This is a genomic window from Neobacillus pocheonensis, assembly GCF_050477905.1.
Taxonomy (GTDB): domain Bacteria; phylum Bacillota; class Bacilli; order Bacillales; family Cytobacillaceae; genus Neobacillus; species Neobacillus pocheonensis_A.
Genome location: NZ_JBCNAD010000031.1, coordinates 44,185 through 64,124 on the forward strand (window position 1 = coordinate 44,185; position 19,940 = coordinate 64,124).

Genomic DNA, 19,940 nt, shown 5'->3' on the forward strand with positions numbered 1-19,940 from the left:
CCTTGCAAAGAGCTTCACTCAAGTTAGTTTCTTGTTTTGGTCACTTGATTCGGATTTATAAAAATCTTGTTTATCCAAGAATACGGTGGCTAATGTACCCCCAACCAGACCCCAGAATGGCGCTCCGATATGGAGAATAGAGATCCCAGAGATTGTGATTATAAAGGAAAAGAGGGCGCCTGATTTGAATGAACCAGAGAAACTCATTTTCAAAGAGTCAACCAGTACACTAATCATGGCGAGGCCACCTAGTAATTGAATTAATGAGGCAGGAATGACATGTGGAATTTGCGAAGCTATTGGAGAAAATAGAGCTAATAGACAGGATAATACTCCTAATACAATAGCAGCGACATACCTATGTTCAAGTTTGCCTGATTCTTTATTAACAAGTAAGCCCGTCATGGGACCTGCAATGCAGGCTGGGTGGCCCCCAAAAAAAGCATTTATAATGGTACCGATTCCGCTCCAATTGGTCATGGCATTGATCGGTGGACGATAGCCATGAGTCTCTAACATAGCAATCCCTTGGGCATTTTGAATGGCAATAACCGTTAAGAGTAATGGAATGACAAGTTCCCCTACAACGGAAAAACTAAATGATGGGATGATAAAATGGGGAATGCCCATTGTTATATGGAGAGGCTGTGCAGAAATGTTCGGCAAAAATTTAAGACAAAGAATTGCTGCAATGATCGCCCCTAATATAGGCGGAAACTTTTTTGAAAATCGTAAGAAAAAAGAAAGAGCAAGAAAGACAAGTAACGGGATTCCGTTGAGTAAAGGATTTTTTACAACCGAGCCGATCATTTCAGTTCCGAAAGGGAGTAAGACGCCTGACACCATCCCCATCATAACCGGCATAGGCAATACCTTCATCAATTTTGTAACAAGGCCAGATAATCCTAAAAGAAAAATAAGGATCCCGGTTATAATATAGGCACCAACCACTTGGTTGAAAGAATAATGGGTTAAGCTTGAGCCGACAAGAATGGCTCCAGGTATTGAAAAGGCATAGCCTATGGGTTGCCCATAATATAAGGAGACGATGAGCGTTAGGAGTCCCCCCATTCCATAAATGGCGAAAATCCATGAGCTGGTTATGGTACTAGACAAATGACCTTTTGCAGCAGCTTGTAAAACAATTAATAATGGTCCTGCTGAACCAAATAGCCAGGCCACAAATCCATTCGATATATTCCCAACCGATAAAAGCTTTGGAAATTGTATGATATTTTTTTTGAACAACAAAGTCACACTCCTTCAACTTATGAATTACACTACATCTTAGTGTATACTCAATTTATCAATACTTAAAATATCTGTTTTATCTTTTTACTATATCTTTTGGGTATGATGGAGGTTTCATCTTGGATATTCGACAATTAAAATACTTTGTCACTATAGCAGAAGAAGGTAAGATCACGACCGCTGCAAAGAAATTAAATATTGCTCAACCCCCTTTGAGCAAACAACTCAAACAAATGGAAGAAGAGCTAGGCGTCGTTTTATTTGATCGAGATAACAAAAGTCTTAATTTAACCTTGGAGGGGGAAAGATTACTTCTTCGAGCAAAAGAACTTTTAAATAAACTTGATGAAACAATGGTTGAAGTTCAAGAATTGAGGAAAGGCGCCAGTGGGATTTTATCTGTTGGATCCAATCTTTATTGTGCTTCTTTAATTCTTTCTAAGGTGGTAGATATTCGTGAGAAAAATCCTGGTCTTACTTTCAAAGTATGGGAAGGTGAAACGATTCATCTCATAAAAATGTTATCTAAACGTCAGATTGAGATTGCGATAACAAATAGTACAATAACAGAAAAAAGTATCTCTCAAATGACATTGGAAAGTGACCCATATGTGCTTGTTTTACCTGAAAAATGGACGTGGAGTGGATTAGAACAATGCAGGTTAGAGGAAATCATCGATTTGCCATTGATTCTTCTGCGACCAAACTATGGTTTAGGTGCGTATGGACAAATTGTCAATGAATTTCAACGGTTAGATTTAGAACCAAATATACTGTGCGAATGTCAGGATTTAATTATGTTACTTGGTCTCGTTTCATCGGGGTTTGGTGCGACGATCTTACCGCTATCGTTATTATCCCTCCATTCATTGGGAGGATTGAGAGTCATTCAGCTAAAGGATCAGACCTTAATATCTGAACCCAAAGTAATTTGGAGGAAGAATAGTTACTTATCAAAAGCAGCAAAAGAATTTTTAAAACTTTTTTAGACACCAAAATTATTTATTGAAAAATAAAAAACTTCAACGTTGAAAAATGGCAAATAAAATGAAACAGATATTAGTTTTGACTGTAGTATAGTAAATCTTTAAATGAATTTTAAAATATATTCATGGTTTTATAACCTCATTTAGATTCGTTACGGTGAACCTTACCATAAATAGAGGTAGTTTTTTTGAAGAATTTGTATATACTTCCTCTTCTTTTTCAATATAACGTAAGATATCAACAATATTACCTGTAGCATCATTTGATAACTGAATTTTTTGGTGAGCAGAATCATCTTGATAAATACGGGCAACTCTGTAAAAATGATCACTAAATAGGATTTAGTAATCTCGCGTGAACACATTCGAAGATCATAATATTCACAAAGTAAATTTTATACAAGGTATTGATTGGAGCTAGACGATTTAAAGGTATCTGGTAAACATCGCCACCGTATGTTTAAATAGAAATGAGTCTTATTGAAAGCATGTGGTGAAACGAAATGGATGAGAAAGATTGTTTACTGCTGCTATACTTACAAAAGGATCAAAATTTAACAAAGGCAGCGGAACACCTATTTATGACACAGCCTGCCTTAACATACCGTATCAGGCAAATTGAAAAAGAATTTCAGGTTGAAATCTTTTCTAAGAACGGAAAAAATATAAAGATGACCACTGCTGGAAATCATTTGGCTGAATATGCAAACAGCGTTTTAATCGATTTACGAAGGATCAAAGAGTTTCTATTGAATATGGAAAATGAACTTACCGGGAGCTTAATAATTGGAGTCAATAGCCACTTTGGATTGTACAATCTTCCGTCTATTTTGAAGTCCTATATGAAAATGTTCCCGAGAGTGCAATTGAATGTAGATACAGGTTTTAGTACAGAAATAATGGATTTACTATTGGACGGACAGATTGATGTGGCGATCGTGAGAGGGGATTATAACTGGCCTGAGCAAAAGTATCTCCTAAGTGAAGAAAATGTCTGTATTATAGCAAATGAACCGATTGATTTAGAGAAGCTTCCTCAAATGCCGATGATTAACAGAAAAGAGCCAAAAGTTCTTCTAAAATATAAAACGATTCCTTATAATCCATACGACCAAAGTATTGAATATTGGTGGAATGAAAGGTTTATGGAACCACCTTTGGTAACGATGCAAGTGGATAGCTATGAAACTTGCAGGGAGATGGTGAAAAAAGGGCTTGGGTATGCAATCATACCGAGTGTCTTTCTAAAGCAAAGTGATGAATTACATTGTTCTAATTTGATTTTTAAGAACGGACAGGAAATGAAAAGAAGAACATGGATGTATTACAGAGAAGCATCCATGAGTTTGGCAACAGTAGCTGAGTTTGTTCATTATGTTAAAAAAATAGCTGATCAGGGAATACTGAGCTGAAAGAGAACGCGTTAGACGTGATTCTCTTTTTTGTTTTAAAAAATGCAAGATTAATAAATATTCAATATATTGCAATGAAATGCTTAAGAAATCTATAAAATTTTTTTATAGAAATACTAAAAAAGCTTAATTTTACTTATTAATGGTGTAAAAGTAAAATAACAATAAGCTCATGAGAATTCTGAATATTTAGGAGGTTGTATATTTGTGTATATTAAGTTAGGCCAAGAGAAAAAACCACTCTTGGATGCAGTTGATGCTATGGACGTTGAATTGCGTGACCTGGCGTTAAAAATTCATCGGAATCCGGAAGTGAGTTTTCAAGAGCATCATGCAATGAAATGGCTGACAGAGCCATTAGAAAAGGCTGGCTTTACAATTGAAAAAGGGATTGCTAATCTGGAAACCTCTTTTAGAGCAACATGGGAAGGTGTGTCTGGAGGTCCAACGATTGCACTGCTTGCCGAGTATGATGCACTGGCAGGCTTGGGACATGGGTGCGGCCATAATATCATCGGGACGTCTGCGGTAGGTGCTGCATTGGCACTTAAGAAGGCCATTCCAAATTTAAAGGGAAAAATCGTTGTTCTGGGAACACCTGCAGAAGAGTTAGGAGGCGGAAAAATATTAATGGTGGAGGATGGAGTTTTCGATCATGTCGATGTGGCCATGATGTGTCATCCTCATAAGAGTACCATGGTCTTGCGAGGCGGATTAGCCTGTGTGGATGCGAAATTTAAGTATTACGGAAAGGCAACTCATGCAGCTGCAAGTCCTGAAAAAGGGATCAGTGCATTGGATGCCGTCATCAACACCTTTGTTGCTGTCAACTCCTTACGTCAGTTTTTCAAGGACGATGTCAGAATTCACGGCATTATTACAAAGGGTGGAGAGGCAACGAATGTAGTCCCAGCGTACTGCGAGGCTGAATTTTTATTAAGAGCAGAGACAGTAGAACAGTTAGAGCTTGTTCGTGAAAAGGTGTATGCAGCTGCACGTTATTCTGCAGAAGCTGTTGGTGCCAAAATCGAAATTGAAGAAGGCTTGATCTACGCCGAAAGAAACAATAACAAAGCGCTCGCCCTTATATTCAAAGATAACTTGGAGCTTTTAGGTGAAGAAGTATGCGAACCGCCTAAAAAGGGTGGAATTGGTTCCTCTGATATTGGAAATGTTGGACAGGTGACAGCCACCATTCATCCATACATCAAAATTACAGATTCAGCAAATACACATACTCCTGAATTTGTAGAGGCAGCCTGTTCTGAAGAAGGGTTGACAGGCTTAAATAAAGCGGCGAAGGCTTTAGCGATGACAGCCTTTGATGTGTGTGAAAATGATCGTTACCTTAAAGCCATTCGCAGCGAATTTGAAGAATGGAAAAGAAACAAACAAATGTAAGCGTTTTATTGCAAAATAAACAGTAAAGGGTGAAGAAATGTGAAATTGAATAAGTTGGCCTCAAATGTACAAGTTACAGCCGGAAAGCCTAAGGTAAAAAGGTTTAAGATGCCCCACACGTTTGTCATCATTTTAAGCATGGTATTATTTGCTGCTCTTCTTACCTATATTTTGCCAGCAGGTGAATTTGATCGCGCAGAAGACAAGGGCTCAGGAAATACCGTAGTTGTCCAAAATTCCTACCATCATGTAGAAGAAAACCCCGTCAGTCTTATCGATCTTCCATTAGCGATTGTCAAAGGGCTGGCTAGTGCAAGTGATACGGTCTTTTTTATCTTCATTGTTGGTGGTGTATTTCAAATCATTAATTCTACAGGAATGATAGAAGCGATGGCGGCAAGGGTTGGTAAGACCTTTATGAACCGTGGTCTTCTCATCATTCCGATTTTCTTATCATTGTTTTCAGTCGGTGGGTTGACAATTGGGATGTCTGCAGAAGTCATGGCGTTTGTACCGATTGGAATCGCAATTGCCAGAGCGTTAGGTTATGATGCGGTAACTGGGACGGCTATGGTTATGCTTGGTGCTGCGGCTGGTTTTACTGCGGGACTGCTAAATCCTTTTAACGTTGGTATTGCACAATCGATTGCGGAAATTCCGATGTTTTCAGGGATGTGGCTACGCGCTATTATATTAGTTGTTCTATTAATTGCTACGAGTCTTTATATTATTCGTTATGCTAAAAAGGTGAAAATAGATCCAGCCTCCAGTATTGTCGTTGAACTCGAAAAAGAAGAAGCACACGGGAATATTGATATTAAATCCTTGCCAACTATGAAGGTAAGTCATTATTTGACGATTTTCGCCGTTTTAGCCGGATTTGGTCTTTTAATTTGGGGAGTATCGGAAAAGGGCTGGTGGATGCAGGAATTAGCTGCATTTTTCCTCGCATTAGGAGTTGTGGTTGGATTCCTTTCAAAATATAGTCCTAGCAAAATTGCAAGTGAATTTGTAATTGGAGCGAGAGACATTACCTTTGGTGCCTTTATTGTCGGATTGGCTAAAGGAATCGTTGTGGTCCTAGAACAAGGACATGTCATTGATTCGGTTGTTAATGGGTTAGCGATGATGGTTGACCATATGCCAGGGTTTATTCAAGTGCTGGGCATGTACTTTTTCCAAACGATTATGAACGTCTTTATTACTTCAGGAACAGGGCTCGCTGCCACAACCATGCCAATTATGGTGCCGTTATCGGATCTAATTGATGTCACAAGACAAACGGCTGTTCTCGCGTATCAACTAGGAGACGGACTATCCAATTGCATCCTGCCTACCTCTGCAATGTTAATGGGAAGCCTGGCTGTTTCGAAAATTAAATATCAAGAATGGGTGAAGTTTTTCTGGCCTTTATTGTTAATTTGGGTCGTCATTGGTGCTTTTTTTGTCGTCGTTGCCGATATCATTCAATATTCATAGAGGATGAAAGCATTGGAAAAATATATAAAGTTACTAGATTTAATTGATAAAGATCTTTTATATCAGCATGTCAATACACTATCCCAATGGGAACGGTTAACCGGGGAAGCTGAGGCTGAAAAAGCGGTTGATTATATTGTAGAAGAACTGGAACGTAATCATATTCAATATAACCGTTACCATTTCGATGGCTATTTCAGTGACCCCATTCATGGACAGGTGTCCGTGACTGCGCCTGAGAAACTTGATATTCGTGCAAAAACAAGATCCTTTGGTTTACATATTCCAAAGGGGCTAAAAGGGAATTTGTTCTATGACTCCGATAGTGAAAAGACTCGAAGTGTCAATGAGTCCACTGATCGTTTCGAAAAAATGAATGATAAAATTGTGGTTAGCTGGAACTATTACGAGGATTATGTGAAAAAAATTGAAAATGCTGGTGCAATAGGTCTTATTCACATTTGGCCATCCAAAGAAGAAGCAATCCATGAAGAAACCGTCGGTACCGTTTGGGGCACTCCAACCATCGACAACGTTGATCAGCTTACAAAAATACCAGTTGTTGGAATTAACAACTCTGATGGATTGCAGCTACTTAAACTTCTACGAGATGAAGAAGTTACAGTGGTTCTGAAAACTGTTGTAAAAAATGGTATCAAAAGTGTGAGTCTGCCGGTTGCCACTATTCCAGGAGAAACGGACGAATATATTCTTATTTCCGGCCATTATGATTCCTGGCATAAAGGAGCAACAGATAATGCGACCGCCAATGCTCTAATGCTTGAATTGGCGAGGATCCTTTCAAACAAGCCACATAAACGCGGCATCCAAATAGCCTGGTGGCCTGGACATTCCAATGGCAGATATGCAGGGTCGGCTTGGTATTGTGACCATTTTTGGCAAGATATTAATGAGCATTGTGTAGCCCATATTAATATTGACTTCCCCGGAACAAAAGGAAATGTCAATGTGGTTCCAAGATTTACATCCCTTGAGGATGCCCAGTTTCTAAAAGATATCATTGCATCCTTTACGGATAAAGAGCCAACACGCTTTGAGAATCTGCCACGGGGAGCAGACCAATCGTTTTGGGGGACAAATATTCCCATTCATCTTATGATGAAATATGAACCAATCCAAGAGGAAAAAATTTATCAGACTCCAGGGGGAAACTGGTGGTGGCACACAGAGGAAGACCTGCCAGATAAGGTGGATTTTGATTTGTTGTTCAGAGATACAGGGATACATCTAGTGCTTGTTAATGAATTAACGAATGTAAATATCCTGCCGTTAAACCTTTTAGATTTTATTGCAACTAGCAAAAAGATTATGAATGAATTGGACAATCATTCTGATAAAGCCTTCGATTTTACCGTTGTTCATGAGTCTTTTGACAAATTAACAGAAGTAATAAGAGATTTATTAGGAAAAGAAGTCCGAGATGCGAAAAAGTACAATAAACTTTTGAAGACCATTGGTGGTACATTAAACAGACTTAAATTTTCGTATTCAAGTAAATATGATTACGATAATACCTTCCCTTTTCGGCCTTATCCTGGCTTAGCAAAGGTAAAAGATATGTACCGAGGAAATTCATCGCCAGAAGAATTTCTTTTCACTTTGACTTTTTTTGTTAGACAACGCAATCGGATAGTTAAGGAAATACAAGAAATCATTAAGGAAATTAATAGGTATTTATTTAGGTATCGGTAACAAAGTTATGTCTATAAATTTATCTGTAATCTGCAGTCCGAGTACGGAAACATCCTAATGAAATTAGAGAAGTGGCAGAAAACCTCTAAATAAGCATAAATAAGTATGTATAAGCATATGAGAATTAATGTAGTTCAAACTATAAAAAGGCATCGGTCAGTTTAACAATGCCTTTTTGCCTCTTAAATAACCATGGTGAACCATATCATAAGTAATGAGGTTTTTATGAGCCGAACAGTTTCTACAGCTGCATTGTTGTTAATATATTTACGGTCAATAGTAGCGTGTGTTTATCTTATTATTACGGTCGTTCTATCCTATTTATCTGCTTTAGGTGCCTCTTGGATTTTGATCCATTATGGATTGGATATGCCAGCAATCTTAGGTTTGATTCCGCTTTATTTAGCAATTAAAGAATACCGATTGAATTTGACATTAGATTGGCATGTTCAGGGTAGTAATGGTAACGATTGAATTCTCAATATATATATTATTTTAATAGAATCCTTAATTTATGGACTCCTATCTTTAAAGATATGGAGTTTTTTATTTAGGAGGAAAATAAATGAACAATCTAATAATGATTTACATGCCTAAAAACAAAGCAATCAGTGATTGCTTAATCCAAATCTGATACCTTGTTCCACGTGAAACAATTAGTAATGATAAGAAAAACTGCCTCTTAAACAGGTGCGGTGAACCGTATCATAAGTAAGTGAGGTTATTAAGTAGAAAATACTCTTATAGAATTAAAAAGATGGAAATCGGCTGAACATGTTTTTTACTGCCTTCACCCATTGACGAAGTATAATTTCGATAGTCCAAGCTAATTGTCACCGGATAAATTTTTCTTTAGTACGTTGTTATAGCCCAGTAGGCTGACTACTGGGCATAAATGGTTATTAAAGCTTAAATAGTAAAGTGGTACTGATAAGAATTGGACTGGTAAATCTTTATTTGCTTTTTTCATAGATTGGCTTTTCTATGAATTTCCTACCTAGAGAAATACGTATCTGTGTTTTCCTACCCTTTTTATGATTGCAGGGCAGGTGGAGCCGCCACTGATAGCGAATAGCAGACATGCGTAACGCTATAACAATAAGGACAATCAGCGTCAACTGAATGGGGGTGTTCCAACCCAGCCAAATACATATGGCACATAAAATAGTTAAAATTGCATGGATTTCTTCCTTTAAAGCAAGGGGTTTTCGGGCCGCTATGATGTCACGAATCATCCCCCCTCCAACGCCGGTAAACATCGACGCCAAGACCATTATGCCCAAATCATTCGAAAAAACCTCTTGGGCTGACATTGCTCCTTGAAGAGCGAAGGAAGCAAGACCAATGGAATCAAAAAATAAACCCCACCGCTTCCAATGATTAATCCACTTTAGCGGCAATAGTACGATGAATGTCAGTGTTATTAAAACTGTTAAAATGATGGAATGGTCCCAAAGCTCTGAAACAGGGACACCGATAATCAAATTTCGTACGATCCCTCCCCCAAAGGCTGTGGTTAAACCCAATGCGAAAACCCCAACAAAGGAATATTCTGCTTCAAGGGCTACAAAAGCCCCGCTTGCTGCATATGAAATAATTCCGATAAAATGAAGGGCGATCCAAGACATCTCTTTAAAAACCTCCTGATATGAATAATTTATTTTCCTAATCTCTTCAGACGCAAATACGAACGGTGGAAAATACTTTGCAAGAGAGAAAAACATCATTTTCCAATTTTAAACAAAAAACTCCACCACAAGAAATCGTCTCATCAGACGACAGTTTGCGGTGGAGTAATCAACTAGCATTGCATACTAATAAATCATTCCATTGGAAATAATAAATAGAGTTCTAACAAAAAGTTTTATTAGGGCTCCATCAATAAAATTTGTCTAAATTTTGTCCAACGGCATTGATTATACTCCTCTCAACCAGAAAAACAAGACAAATTTAGGACTGGTTGAATTTTTTGTAGACTTTGTTGTATAGTATCGAGTTGTTAGGAGGAGAGACATGGGGAAAAAGGAAACAGCGTTTAATGATATTGTACGGAAAATGCGGAAAGAGATTTTTGGAAAGGGACCGGAGCGAATTTTTACTCACTTTGTGGATAATATGGCTATCACAACCATGTATGGTATTCTAACTCCAACAGAAAAATTTATTGCACAATCTCAAGAGGGTAAAAAAGTAATTCATAGTGCCCGAACCGAAATGATTCGGGATATATATAAGCAGAAAATACCTGAGGGAATGGAGGAGATCGTAGGTTCAAAACTGCTTCATTTATTTTCGGATGCAAAGATTGAAGAGGATATGGCTGTATCAGTATTTATTTTTGAAAAAACGATTGAGTTATAACCATGGGGGTTTTTTGCAAATAAAACAGAGCATCAATCAAAATGCCAAAAACAATTATTTAGATGATACTATTTGTTATAGGTGTTTATTCTATTAATTTCAAAAACTCATTTAGATATGTCACGGGGAACCTTACCATAAGTAGAGGCAGTTTTTTTATAAATTGTAAACCTTCCTATCCGATGAAGGACATTTTGAAGCTTGGAAAGAGGATTTTGTCCTTCATAAGGTGGATGAAGGACATTTTGCTGGTTGCCCAAGAGGAGTTTGTATTTTTATTTAGAAAAAACATTTGTGGAAATACTAAGAAAACATTCGGCGTTGAATGTTTTCAGATCATCATGAAGGAGGAAAAATGTGGCGTCAAATGCAAAGATTATGAAAAAGTTGACTTTGATATCCCTTGTATTAATGATTTTTACTTCTGTTTATGGTTTCAACAACATTCCAAGATCTTTCTATAAGATGGGGTATGCTGCTATACCTTGGTTCATGCTTTCTGCTATAACCTTCTTTGTTCCTTTTGCCTTAATGGTAGCTGAATTTGGTTCTGCCTTCAAAGAAGAGAAGGGCGGGATCTATTCATGGATGGAAAAATCAATTGGTCCAAGGTTTGCTTTTATAGGAACGTTTATGTGGTATTTTTCTTATATAACTTGGATGGTTAACGTCGCATCCGGAATGTGGGTTCCGGTATCAAATGCTATATTTGGAAAAGATACCACTCAAGACTGGGCCTTATTTAATCTTCAAGGGCCCCAAGTGCTAGGAGTCTTGGGAATTATATGGATTCTGATTGTAACGTATACATCGACCAAGGGTCTGGATAAGATCAAAAGAGTAACCTCTTTAGGTGGTACTGCAGTCTTATTATTAAATGTATTTCTTTGGGTTGGGGCAATAGCAATCCTCATAGGGAATCAGGGACAACTAGCACAACCAATCGCAGGATGGATTTCCTTTAAGCAAACACCAAATCCTATTTATGCAGGTGATACGATTGCTGCATTGGCATTTGTCGTATATGCCTTATTTGCGTATGGCGGACTTGAAGCAGTGGGTGGGTTAGTAGATGAAACAGAAAATCCAGAGAAAAATTTTCCGAAAGGAATTCTTATCTCAGCTGCTATAATCTCTATTGGCTATTCATTAGGGATACTGTTAATTGGAGTATTCACAAACTGGTCAACTGTAATGGGGATTGAGAATGTTAACCTGGGAAACGCAAGTTATATCGTTATGGCGAACTTAGGATATTCACTTGGAACAGCTTTCGGAGCGAGTCACGATACAGCTGCAACTATGGGCTTTGCGGTTGCTAGATTTGTTGGACTTTCAATGTTCTTGGCATTGTCCGGTGCATTCTTCACCTTGATGTTTTCACCGCTTAAGCAACTGATTGAAGGAACACCAAAAAAATTGTGGCCCGGAAGAATCGGTGAAACGAAGAATGGATTGCCTGTAAATGCTATGTGGATTCAAGCAGCTATTGTTTGTGTAATGATTGCACTCATCGCTTTTGGCGGAAACACAATGGCCGCATTCTTTAACATCTTAGTTTCGATGACGAACGTGGCTATGACGATACCATACATTTTTATAGGACTTGCATTCCCGTATTTTAAAAAGAAAGTGGATATCCATAAGCCGTTTATTGTATTTAAATCACAAGGAAGTGCTAATTTTTGGACGGTAATAGTGGTTCTAACAGTTGGACTTGCAAACTTCTTTAGTATCATCCAGCCAGCTTTAGAAGGAGATATGCAAACAACCATTTGGAGTCTGGCCGGACCTGTTATTTTCTCAATTGCTGCATGGCTCATGTATAGTAAATATGAAAAAATATATGGAGTAGAAAGGCAGAAACAAAAGAAAATAAGTTAGGCTCAAAAAATGAAAAAATTTCGATAGTGAAGATGTTCAGTTAAAGAATTGGAATTTTGAAATAAATTAATTAGCAGGTTGCTGATTTAGCCGCCTGCTCTATTTTTATGGAATGAGGGTATCCGCTTTTAACGTTGACTGCCAGTATAGGTTTTTTGTTTTCCTTTTTTAAGAAAAAAGAATGTGTTACCAATAGATTCTTGGAACACATGGTTTCTGAATCATTTGCAGAACCGAAGCCAACAAAATCTACAACATTTGAATTTGTTGAACCGGATACCGCGGTAGTGACTTTTGCCAATGCAACTTTTCCGCTGCTAGCACTTAAGCAACTTGCGGTCTATTAATCTTATATGTTTGATATAAGAGATTAAGCACTTCTTAAAGTATTTTTCTTAATTTCAATGCTAACGAAATTACGAGTAAATTTAATAGAAAAAAAGCCCTGAATGTTGGAGATGGAAAATATGCGAAAATGGGTCATGAGTGATATTCACGGACAATACAATGCAATGAGAAAATTGCTAGAGTTTTCAAATGTGAATTATGAAAAAGATCAATTAATTTTCCTCGGTGATTTTATTGATCGAGGGCCCGATTCTGCTCAGGTTGTAAAATACGTAAGAGATCTTAAAATACAATATCCCAATAATGTATATGCAATCATCGGAAATCATGAAGTTATGATGAGAGAATTCGTATTTGAGGGAAAAAGTGACAGATGGCTTCGCTTTGGGGGATATCAAACAATAGAAAGTTTAAAAAACGCATTTAAAATGATTTCTGAACGAGACCAGCACCTGGTTTGGTTAGCAAATCTCGGATACTATTGCATGGATGAGGAATATTTATATGTGCATGCAGGGATTGATCCAGTTAGTGAATTAAATAAGCAGTATGATGAAGTTACATTTATAGAAATCGATGAAATGTATAAGGTTCCCCCGTTGGATTTAAAAGAGGTTATCGGAGATCGGATTATAGTTCATGGTCATACACCATATCCTTCAGTGTACCAAACAGAAAATTTTATTTCTTGCGATACAGGTGCTTCCGTTTTGGAAGATGGGGTACTATCCCTTGTTGAACTAAACAGTAAAACGTATTATTCGTGTGAATTGGTAAATTTTCAAATTAAGAAATATGAAATTGAAACGAAAAAAATAAATGAAAGAATTAATGAATATAAAAAAAATCAAAAAAAATAAACTGTTGCAGTATGTTAAGGTTTTATTAAGAATAAAAAGCTATTATTAAGACAAGCTTTTTCAAGACCCCCCTTTATATTATTTCTGGATGCCCTCGAGGATTGTTTTCGAACAGTCTTGAGGGCTATTTTTTTCGTTATCCTAGGACACAGTTCTTGTGGATGATATAATGCATAGTAATAGTCTAATAGGACGTGAGTATAGGGTGAAAAAAATTACAGTTGAAAACTTGGTTAAAAAGTTTTCATTGAAAGTGTTAGCTATGGGTTTGAGTAAATGGAAAAGGAATATAAGGTGAAGCAGCGATTTCCATGTCGCTGCTTTTTTTATCGAGGAAAATTACGTTTATCTCTTTTTCTGTGAATAACCTGATTTACCTTCATTAATGACACGATCAATATCAAGATAGGGCTTTCCGCGAATGGCTTCATTAGTAACAATATCTACCGTTTCCTTTGTGTTGTCTTTCATTAAAACACTACCTCCATATAAAATGTTATTTGATTCCATATTGGTAGGTTGTCCCATAACTGTTTTTTTAATTCTATGGAAGAAGTTACTGAACATTAAATTATAGAGAATAATAAATGGATTAGTATTCTCTATATCGGAAAAAATAAGAGTATTCCCCACAATCGCGGGATATTTTGAGTATATACGGAAATTTTTAGTAGATTAAATAAAATATTTAAACGGTTACAAGACTTTTAATTAATAATTTTCAGAAAAATTATTGACAATATTGAAATTGATTATTAATATAATGTTATATAACGTTATTGAATGTTATGGACGATATTAATATTTTAAAATAGTAAAAAAATGAAGTGAATGACAGAGGAGGAACAAGACAGTGAAAAAAGGAATCTTAAAATCATTAACAGGAATGGCATTAACAGGAATTCTTGCTATTTCATTAGCAGGTTGTGGAACAACTGAAAAAGAAGCAAAAGCAAAAACAGGACTCGCAGGACTACAAGACAAAGGGAAAATTGTCGTTGGGATGATGGCAGCCACACCACCATATGAATTTCACTCCGTTGAAGGCGGAAAAGATGAAATTGTTGGTTCTGATATTAAGCTGCTTGATGAAGTATCAAAGGATCTAGGCGTTAAATACGAAATTAAAGATATGGATTTCGATGGTTTATTAGTAGCTCTTCAAGCTGGAAAAATTGACATGATTGTTTCAGCAATCAGTCCGACAGAGGAAAGAGAAAAAAATGCAGACTTCACCAATGTCTACTATAAGGATCGACACGTGATGATCGTCCGTAAAAGTGAGTTGGACAAGTTTAAATCAAATGATAGCTTAAAGAAGGCAAGAATTGCTGCTATTAAATCTTCTGTACAAGAAAAAATCGTAGAAAAAGAATTTCCAAATGCAGAATTGAAATTATTAGGAAAATCAACTGAATTAGCGATGGATTTAGCAGCTAACAAAGTAGACGCAGTCTTGGTGGATCGTCCAACTGCTACACTTCTTGTGAAAAGCAACCCGAGCTTAGCAAAAACGGAACTTCTATTTGATGACGATACAGCTGGTGCGGCTATCGCAATGCCTAATGGTACAGATAAGGAAGTTATGGATAAAATTAATAAGACAATTGAAAGAACAAAACCTGAATATGAAAAATGGTTAACAGATGCAATGGGAAAAGTAAAACAAAATTAAACTAGCTGCTTCAACCGATATGAAACAAAAGAGCGTTTTTCTAATCTTAGTATCATATCGGTTTGGCATTCGTGAAAACCTGATTCAAAGGTGGGGAGTCTATTGAATTTTTCATTCCTTGGAACGTATTATCAATTTTTTTTAACAGGAATCTATATAACCATCATCCTTGCGTTGATTGCGGTAGTGTTAGGTAGTGTCCTTGGTGTTGCCTTAACCCTTTTAAGACGTTCCAGATTTAAAATCGTGAAATTTATTGGGGACATCTATGTAGAATTTATTAGAGGCACACCGCTTCTTGCCCAAATTTATATTATTTATATTGGTGTACCTGCACTTTTTAGCGGCAGTGATATTCCAGATTTAGCCGTAGGTGCGATTGCCTTATCGCTTAATGCTGCAGCCTATATTTCTGAAACAATCCGCTCTGGTATTGAAGCAGTTAGCAGGGGTCAAATGGAAGCAGCAAGAAGTTTAGGGATGAATCAGCGACTCGCAATGTTCGATATAATCATGCCTCAAGCATTTAAAAATATTTTACCAGCCCTGGGAAATCAGTTTATTGGAAGCATTAAGGATTCTTCTATTGTGTCTGTTATCGGTGTGGCTGAGCTTATGTATAAAACAACCATCGTTAGAGGAAATACGGCATTAGGTTTGGAGCCAATTCTAGTAGCGTCTCTTGGTTACCTAGTACTGACATTTACTTTGTCGAGATTACTGGGGATTGTTGAAAGGAGGTTGAAGACTAGTGATCGCCGTTAAGGATTTACATAAGAGTTTTGGAAAAAGTGAAGTGTTAAAAGGGATCGATGTCACAATCAAAAAGGGTGAAGTAGTGGTCGTCATTGGCCCCTCAGGCTCTGGTAAAAGTACGTTCTTAAGATGTCTCAACCTATTGGAGACTCCCACAAGTGGAAGCATTCTAGTGAATGGTCAGGATATTACAGCTAAGAATGTCAATATTGACAAAGTGAGAGAAAAAATGGGGATGGTATTCCAGCAATTTAATTTATTTCCCCACAAAACGGTTCGTCAAAATATCTGCCATGCTCCTATTAAGGTAAAGGGAATGAAGCAACCCGAAGCAAAGGCGTTGGCGATAGAACTATTAAAAAAGGTAGGTCTATTGGAAAAGATAGAAGCTTATCCATCTTCTTTATCCGGTGGTCAGCAGCAGCGGATTGCCATCGCAAGAGCACTTGCGATGAAGCCTGAGGTTATGTTATTCGATGAGCCTACATCTGCACTGGATCCTGAAATGGTTGGAGAGGTTTTGGCGGTTATGAAAGACCTTGCCAAAGAAGGAATGACGATGGTCGTTGTTACACATGAAATGGGATTTGCCAAAGAAGTGGGCGACCGAATTCTGTTCATTGATCAAGGAAAGATTCTGGAAGAAAATAATCCGAAGGAATTTTTCGAAAATCCAAAGCATCCAAGGACGATTGACTTCTTATCAAAGGTGTTATAAGTGAGGTTTTAATGATGAAAGTAATTGGAATAGGTGACAATGTCGTAGATAAATATGAGCACATACGTACCATGTATCCAGGTGGAAATGCCCTGAATTTCGCCGTATATGCTAGAAGGTTTGGCGTGGAAGCGGCATTTCTGGGTGTTTTTGGAACAGATCGTGAAGCAGCACACGTCCAAGAAAGTATTCAGGAAATTGGACTAGATACTAGTCATTGTAAGGTTTATGAAGGAGAGAACGGCTGTGCCCGAGTTACCTTAAAAGACGGAGACCGGGTATTTATAGGCAGCAACCGCTGCGGAGTATTAAGGGAGCATGGATTAAATTTAACAGCTGAAGATTTAAGCTATATCAAAGAATTTGATTTAGTCCATACAGGCCTTTATGGATTTACAGAACCAGAATTGCCGAGGATTAAAGAGTTGGGTGTTCCGATCGGCTTCGATTTTTCATCCGATTTTACTGAAAATCAAGTAAATGAAATTGTTCCTTTTGTAGATTATGCCTATTTTTCCTGCAGTCATCTAAAGACAGATGAGATGCTTAATCTGATGTTAAAGGTGACAAAGATGGGCTGCAAATTGGTGCTATGTACCATGGGGGAAAAAGGAGCTCTATTATTTAATGGCAGTAAGTTTTATCTGCAGGAGCCGAAGCTTGTCAAAGCAACTGACACAATGGGAGCGGGCGATTCATTCATCACTAGCTTTATGGTGAACTATTTAAGCCAACTTCAAGAAGGCATTTTAGAGGAGGACCAAATCATAACTAACAGCCTAGAGAAAGCCGCTGATTTCTCATCCCAGCAATGTCTGGTTGAGGGCTCCTTCGGTTATGGAAAGGTATATGAGTGGTGAGGTCCATGTCTTTAATTAAAAGAGAAAAAATAGCGGGAATGAATGAAGGCCTTTGAACCATTTATTTTATAAAAATAAGAATATTGGAGGAGAAGCAAGTGTCGTTAAATTACATCGTGAGACAAATCAAAGAAAAACAGCCAGATATCAAGAGTGTATTTTTTGTAGGATGTGGTGCATCAAAGTCTGATTTATACCCTGCCAAGTATTTCTTTGAAGGAAATTCAAAACAACTTCGTACAAGCCTATATACAGCAAACGAATTTAATTATGCAACGCCAGTTTCCGTTGATGAAACTAGTATCGTGATTACATGCTCTTTAGGCGGAACCACTCCAGAGACCGTAACAGCGACTACAAAAGCAAAAGAATTAGGCGCACACGTGATTGCCGTTACACATGTTGAAGATTCTGCCCTTACGAAAGATGCTCACTATGTTGTTTACCACGGTTGGGAACCAAACTATGCAGCAAAATTAGAAAAAATGACAATGGTTCTAGGCCTTGCTGTTGAAATTCTGAACGAATTTGAAGGTTATGAGAACTACAACAAAATGCAGGACGGCTTCGCAAAAATTTACGATCTAATCGAGTCATCCGTAGCGACTGTTCTTCCACAAGCAAAAGCATTTGCGGATGCTTATAAAGATGAGCCTGTCATTTATGCAATGTCTAGCGGAGCCACTCATGAAGTAGCTTATGCCTTTTCTATCTGCTTGCTGATGGAAATGCAATGGATCAACTCTGGAAGCTTCCACGACGGTGAATTCTTCCACGGACCATTTGAGATCGTGGACAAAGGTGTACCATTCCTATTATTAATGAATGACGGCCGCACAAGAGCAATGGATTCAAGGGCCCTTGAGTTCCTAAATCGTTTTGATGCAAAAACAACAGTTGTGGATGCGAAAGACTTCGGACTAGGCTCTGTTATCGCGAAAGAAGTAGTCGATTACTTTAATCCAATGCTAATTACAGGTGTAATCCGTGTTTATGCAGAACAACTGGCCATTGCCCGTAACCATCCGCTATCAAAAAGAAGATATATGTGGAAACTAGAATACTAATCTATAAATCTTTTAAGACAGGTATCGTTGTTACGAACGATACCTGTTTTTATTTGAAATCAAGTGCAATGGCTTATTTAGGAAAGGCTGTGTTAAATTGAAGTGTTGATTCCCGCTCAAGGCGCTTTGCTATCGAAGCTTCCATGAGGACAGTTTTCAAGGTATCATCGTTGATTTTGTCCTCATGACGCTTCGCCGCTTCGCACCAATCAACAAGAGTTACAAAATCAAACCTTTAACACAGCCTTAGGAAAAAATGAAACTTCTCTGCCTTCGACAGAGAAGTTAAGTTGTGATGGTTAAAGCAATTAAATCAGTCCGTGTTTTAAAGTTGGAAGTATGGATCGGGACTTTGTTTTCATCGTAAACAATTTTATCAAAATTAAATAATGTATCACCAATTTCACAATCTAAATATTCAGCCTCAAGACCCGGGGCCGGGATAACTGTAATGATTTTATAGGTGGAACTATTGTTCAGTTTAACTTTATATATATTTTTTAGTACATCATAGGTTGAGCTATTCTCAAGGAAGTGACTGGCTAAATCAGGGAAACGCTCTAAGGAGTAATGAGTTTCATCTAGGATAAATGGGTAGTCATCAGTAAACATTAAACGGACGAGCCTTAATACAGGTGCGTTTTGGGCAATATGAAGGGATTCCGATATAGTAGGAGTTGCTTTAATTTCTTCACAAACAAGAATCCGCTTTGAAGGATTTTTTCCTAAATGTTTGTGAAAGTCTGTAAAGCCATCAACTGAAACTAATTCCCTTGCCAACTTATTCCGCATCACAAATGTACCTTTTCCTTGTTTGCGATCTAAAAGACCTTCCTCAGTCAATTCCTGAATGGCTCTTCTAACGGTTATTCGGCTGACACCATAGATCTCACATAATTCAGTCTCGTTAGGAAGTCTCTCACCTTGTTTATATACTTCCTGAAAAATCGAATCTTTAATGATTTGTTTTAATTGGTCATATAAAGGTGTTGAAATGGAACTGTTTAATTTCATTGTATATTGTCCTTTCTAACGATAAGTCGTTATATAATATTATATAATGAAAATGTTTTCAATGTATATAATTATTTAATTTTTCATAATTTTCCTTTAATATGAATCTGTACTAAGATTATATTAGTAATTTTCAGAATTGTAGTTGACTTTTT

General features: G+C 37.4%; 18 protein-coding genes and 1 pseudogene. 14 read left to right on the forward strand and 5 right to left on the reverse strand.

Annotated features, from left to right (window positions below; all coding sequences use genetic code 11):
• Positions 1-18: 18 nt before the first annotated feature.
• Positions 19-1,248, reverse strand: coding sequence for a benzoate/H(+) symporter BenE family transporter (locus ABES02_RS17055; RefSeq protein WP_430137318.1), 1,230 nt, complete (start codon positions 1,246-1,248; stop codon positions 19-21).
• A 122-nt stretch (positions 1,249-1,370) separates the two neighbouring features.
• On the opposite strand from ABES02_RS17055, the gene ABES02_RS17060 reads away from it, so the two are divergent.
• The 6 genes and pseudogenes from ABES02_RS17060 to ABES02_RS17085 all read left to right on the forward strand — a co-directional run.
• Entirely contained in the window at positions 1,371-2,240 is an 870-nt protein-coding gene (locus ABES02_RS17060) for a LysR family transcriptional regulator (protein ID WP_430137321.1), read from the forward strand.
• A 500-nt stretch (positions 2,241-2,740) separates the two neighbouring features.
• Positions 2,741-3,649 (forward strand): LysR family transcriptional regulator, encoded by a 909-nt coding sequence (locus tag ABES02_RS17065; RefSeq protein ID WP_430137324.1) that lies wholly within the window; start codon positions 2,741-2,743, stop codon positions 3,647-3,649.
• 207 nt (positions 3,650-3,856) lie between these two features.
• Positions 3,857-5,050, forward strand: coding sequence for a M20 family metallopeptidase (locus tag ABES02_RS17070; protein WP_430137326.1), 1,194 nt, complete (start codon positions 3,857-3,859; stop codon positions 5,048-5,050).
• 39 nt (positions 5,051-5,089) lie between these two features.
• A complete protein-coding gene (locus ABES02_RS17075) occupies positions 5,090-6,529 on the forward strand; it encodes a YfcC family protein (RefSeq protein WP_430137328.1) in 1,440 nt (479 codons plus the stop codon).
• Between the two features lie 12 nt (positions 6,530-6,541).
• A complete protein-coding gene (locus tag ABES02_RS17080; RefSeq protein ID WP_430137331.1) occupies positions 6,542-8,242 on the forward strand; it encodes a M28 family peptidase in 1,701 nt (566 codons plus the stop codon).
• A 246-nt stretch (positions 8,243-8,488) separates the two neighbouring features.
• A pseudogene (locus tag ABES02_RS17085) lies at positions 8,489-8,644 on the forward strand (MMPL family transporter); the annotation flags it as partial.
• 551 nt (positions 8,645-9,195) lie between these two features.
• Here the strand turns inward: ABES02_RS17085 and ABES02_RS17090 are convergent.
• Complete coding sequence (locus ABES02_RS17090) at positions 9,196-9,870, reverse strand: trimeric intracellular cation channel family protein (RefSeq protein ID WP_430137333.1); 675 nt, start codon at positions 9,868-9,870, stop codon at positions 9,196-9,198.
• Between the two features lie 385 nt (positions 9,871-10,255).
• Between ABES02_RS17090 and ABES02_RS17095 the strand changes: the two genes are divergently transcribed.
• Both ABES02_RS17095 and yjeM read left to right on the forward strand, forming a co-directional pair.
• Positions 10,256-10,603 carry a DUF2294 domain-containing protein gene (locus ABES02_RS17095; RefSeq protein ID WP_283876314.1) on the forward strand — a complete coding sequence of 116 codons (348 nt, stop codon included), beginning with the start codon at positions 10,256-10,258 and terminating at the stop codon, positions 10,601-10,603.
• Between the two features lie 357 nt (positions 10,604-10,960).
• Complete coding sequence (gene yjeM, locus ABES02_RS17100) at positions 10,961-12,487, forward strand: glutamate/gamma-aminobutyrate family transporter YjeM (protein ID WP_430137336.1); 1,527 nt, start codon at positions 10,961-10,963, stop codon at positions 12,485-12,487.
• Between the two features lie 70 nt (positions 12,488-12,557).
• On the opposite strand, the gene ABES02_RS17105 is transcribed toward yjeM, so the two are convergent.
• Positions 12,558-12,788 carry a hypothetical protein gene (locus ABES02_RS17105; protein ID WP_430137338.1) on the reverse strand — a complete coding sequence of 77 codons (231 nt, stop codon included), beginning with the start codon at positions 12,786-12,788 and terminating at the stop codon, positions 12,558-12,560.
• A 166-nt stretch (positions 12,789-12,954) separates the two neighbouring features.
• Here ABES02_RS17105 and ABES02_RS17110 point away from each other — a divergent pair, with 166 nt between their 5' ends.
• The gene (locus ABES02_RS17110; protein WP_430137341.1) at positions 12,955-13,695 is read left to right on the forward strand and encodes a metallophosphoesterase family protein; all 741 of its coding nucleotides are present in this window, start codon (positions 12,955-12,957) and stop codon (positions 13,693-13,695) included.
• Between the two features lie 345 nt (positions 13,696-14,040).
• On the opposite strand, the gene ABES02_RS17115 is transcribed toward ABES02_RS17110, so the two are convergent.
• On the reverse strand, positions 14,041-14,166 hold the full coding sequence (locus ABES02_RS17115; protein ID WP_430137344.1) for a hypothetical protein: 126 nt from the start codon (positions 14,164-14,166) through the stop codon (positions 14,041-14,043).
• A 382-nt stretch (positions 14,167-14,548) separates the two neighbouring features.
• Between ABES02_RS17115 and ABES02_RS17120 the strand changes: the two genes are divergently transcribed.
• The 5 genes from ABES02_RS17120 to ABES02_RS17140 all read left to right on the forward strand — a co-directional run bounded on the left by ABES02_RS17120 (position 14,549) and on the right by ABES02_RS17140 (position 18,771).
• On the forward strand, positions 14,549-15,370 hold the full coding sequence (locus tag ABES02_RS17120; RefSeq protein ID WP_430137347.1) for a transporter substrate-binding domain-containing protein: 822 nt from the start codon (positions 14,549-14,551) through the stop codon (positions 15,368-15,370).
• Positions 15,371-15,472: 102 nt separating this feature from the next.
• Positions 15,473-16,135, forward strand: coding sequence for an amino acid ABC transporter permease (locus ABES02_RS17125; protein ID WP_430137350.1), 663 nt, complete (start codon positions 15,473-15,475; stop codon positions 16,133-16,135).
• Positions 16,122-16,844, forward strand: coding sequence for an amino acid ABC transporter ATP-binding protein (locus ABES02_RS17130; protein WP_430137353.1), 723 nt, complete (start codon positions 16,122-16,124; stop codon positions 16,842-16,844). The genes ABES02_RS17125 and ABES02_RS17130 overlap by 14 nt, the downstream gene beginning before the upstream one ends.
• Positions 16,845-16,858: 14 nt before the next feature.
• Positions 16,859-17,704, forward strand: coding sequence for a fructoselysine 6-kinase (locus tag ABES02_RS17135; protein ID WP_430137356.1), 846 nt, complete (start codon positions 16,859-16,861; stop codon positions 17,702-17,704).
• Between the two features lie 98 nt (positions 17,705-17,802).
• Positions 17,803-18,771 carry an SIS domain-containing protein gene (locus tag ABES02_RS17140; RefSeq protein ID WP_430137359.1) on the forward strand — a complete coding sequence of 323 codons (969 nt, stop codon included), beginning with the start codon at positions 17,803-17,805 and terminating at the stop codon, positions 18,769-18,771.
• 285 nt (positions 18,772-19,056) lie between these two features.
• Here the strand turns inward: ABES02_RS17140 and ABES02_RS17145 are convergent, their stop codons facing one another.
• A complete protein-coding gene (locus tag ABES02_RS17145; RefSeq protein ID WP_430137361.1) occupies positions 19,057-19,785 on the reverse strand; it encodes a UTRA domain-containing protein in 729 nt (242 codons plus the stop codon).
• Positions 19,786-19,940: the final 155 nt, after the last annotated feature.

Bases quoted from the DNA above. Each gene is read 5' to 3' on its own strand.
- ABES02_RS17065 (WP_430137324.1), top strand. From the start codon at position 2,741: ATGGATGAGAAAGATTGTTTACTGCTGCTATACTTACAAAAGGATCAA.
- ABES02_RS17090 (WP_430137333.1), bottom strand. From the start codon at position 9,870: ATGTCTTGGATCGCCCTTCATTTTATCGGAATTATTTCATATGCAGCA.
- ABES02_RS17095 (WP_283876314.1), top strand. From the start codon at position 10,256: ATGGGGAAAAAGGAAACAGCGTTTAATGATATTGTACGGAAAATGCGG.
- ABES02_RS17110 (WP_430137341.1), top strand. From the start codon at position 12,955: ATGCGAAAATGGGTCATGAGTGATATTCACGGACAATACAATGCAATG.
- ABES02_RS17115 (WP_430137344.1), bottom strand. From the start codon at position 14,166: ATGAAAGACAACACAAAGGAAACGGTAGATATTGTTACTAATGAAGCC.
- ABES02_RS17135 (WP_430137356.1), top strand. From the start codon at position 16,859: ATGAAAGTAATTGGAATAGGTGACAATGTCGTAGATAAATATGAGCAC.
- ABES02_RS17145 (WP_430137361.1), bottom strand. From the start codon at position 19,785: ATGAAATTAAACAGTTCCATTTCAACACCTTTATATGACCAATTAAAA.